A 1,952-nucleotide genomic window follows, 5' to 3' on the forward strand; every position below is an offset into this window, starting at 1 on the left:
TGGAAGTGAAGAACTTTAAGATGTTGGTCAACTCTGGTGGCGGTAGGTTGATTCGCACCGCTGCCGTGATGGCAGCGACAAAAGGGGCGATGAAATAGACCAAGGAGAATTGTCAATCATGAATAATCAATATCCAATTCTCAATTAAGAATCAACCATGAAGAAAGTCTTTGATATTCAACGCAAGTTTCGCTTTACCGTCTATGTGCTTCTGGCCGTGAGTATTGGTCTGATTGGACTGAGCGCTTACGTGTTTACCCTGTCGTTAAAACTTGCTGATCGCTCCCGACAGAAAATCTATGTGCTGGACAATGGCAAGTCTTTGTTGATGGCCCTTCGGGAAGACATCTCCGAGAACAGGGATGCCGAGGGACGTGACCACGTGAAGCGATTTCATGAGCTGTTTTTCACCCTGGAACCGGACAAGCAATACATCGAAAACAATGTTCGGGAAGCCCTCTACCTGGCTGATCGCTCAGCTATGGATCAGTACCAGTCGTTCAAGGAAAACAACCTGTATAACCAGGTGATCGCCTCGGATATCAGCATGACACTGTTGACTGATTCCATCCGGCTGGATTTCTCAGGCTATCCATACCGGTTTGCCTATTACGGCAGGCAGAAGATTGTTCGCACATCCAATATTACCATCCGCAGTCTGCACACCACCGGGCAGCTTCGCAACATCTCGCGGACGGATCACAACCCGCACGGCTTTCTGATTGAAGGCTGGCGAATCGTGGATAACACGGACCTGGAAACCATCAAACGAAAATCATTTTAATCTCAAGTTATGAAAAAGGAAAATTCGAAATTACATCGTGTCCCACCCCTGAAAGAGGTCAGCCGCTACACCCGCTGGGTCGACCGGATGGACAAGCAGGGTACGAAGCTGAACCTGAAAAGCCGCAAGCATACATGGTTGCTGGTTATGGCTGTTTTGCTGTTGATTTTCATCCTCTCATTTATTCTTTTCCCTGGTTCACAGCCCAACTACGAAGCCATGGAACAGCAACTGATTGAACTGAACCAACAGACGGACCAGGCGCCGGTTTACCGTTCGCTGGATATGCCGGTGGATACCTTTGAACAACTTCTAAAACGTAAAATTCATGAAAGGATTTCTAAAGAACAATAAAGCCCAGCTACTTTTACCCTGGGGCCTGCTGCCCTTTGTGGTGCTTATCTTTTACATTCTTGGAGGAGGCCACCCGCAGGATCAGGAACAGGTAGCAAAAGCCCAAACCGGAGGGCAGGGGGTCAACTACGAACTTCCCAGGGCTGACCGCTCGATCGAGATTCCCGATAAGATGGAAGCTTACCAGCAAGAAGGTAGTCGCGCGGTTACCCCGGATTACCAGGTAGATGTCAATTCGGATTCAGTAGTCGTGGGAACGACCATGGAATCATGGGAAGAAGAATCAGGGGAAACCGATTTAGGTACCCCGGATGAACTAAGTAATGCAAGCCCGGAACAATTGCTGGCCCATATTATGCAGCAGGAAAAACAGGCCAGGCAGGAACTGGAGGGAAGCAATCCGGAAAAGGTGAGGAGTCAGGAGCTTCCTGCGTCGAAAACGGTCACAGAGGAAAAGCCCGAACAACCCGCCACTATACAGAAAACGGGGATTGAAGAGTTGGACCAGGTATTTGATGCCAATATCAGCCTGAGCCGGGAAAATGATTCCCTGACCGTTTCTCTGGAGCGGGCCCAAAGACAGCTGGAGCAACAGGTAAACAAGCAAGGAAGCCGCGTTGAGCTTACCAAAAGCCGGGTGAATGGCTTTAACGGTGAAGAAACATCCGGTTCACCGATCCGGGCTGAAGTGTATGAAACCACCACGGTGTTGGACGGCAACCGGGTCAAGCTGCGTTTGCTGGACGAGGGTAGGGTAGGCGGAATGATCGTCCCCGGGAACACCTTCGTTTACGGGATTTGTCAAATCAAAAAC

At 49.6% G+C, this 1,952-nt stretch carries 3 protein-coding genes; all 3 read left to right on the plus strand.

Annotation, left to right across the window (positions count from 1 at the left end):
- The first annotated feature begins 157 nt into the window (after nucleotides 1-157).
- On the plus strand, nucleotides 158-784 hold the full coding sequence (gene traK, locus NC99_RS07340; protein WP_053181618.1) for a conjugative transposon protein TraK: 627 nt from the start codon (nucleotides 158-160) through the stop codon (nucleotides 782-784).
- 9 nt (nucleotides 785-793) lie between these two features.
- Nucleotides 794-1,138, plus strand: coding sequence for a hypothetical protein (locus NC99_RS07345; RefSeq protein WP_053181621.1), 345 nt, complete (start codon nucleotides 794-796; stop codon nucleotides 1,136-1,138).
- The coding region (gene traM / locus NC99_RS07350; RefSeq protein WP_053181624.1) for a conjugative transposon protein TraM at nucleotides 1,113-1,952 on the plus strand (840 nt) is incomplete at its 3' end. The genes NC99_RS07345 and traM, both read left to right, overlap by 26 nt.

Origin of the sequence: Sunxiuqinia dokdonensis (assembly GCF_001270965.1) — a bacterium.
Classification (GTDB): Bacteria; Bacteroidota; Bacteroidia; order Bacteroidales; family Prolixibacteraceae; genus Sunxiuqinia; species Sunxiuqinia dokdonensis.

Coding starts and splice junctions, on each gene's coding strand:
- traK (WP_053181618.1), top strand. CDS start 158: ATGAAGAAAGTCTTTGATATTCAACGCAAGTTTCGCTTTACCGTCTAT.
- NC99_RS07345 (WP_053181621.1), top strand. CDS start 794: ATGAAAAAGGAAAATTCGAAATTACATCGTGTCCCACCCCTGAAAGAG.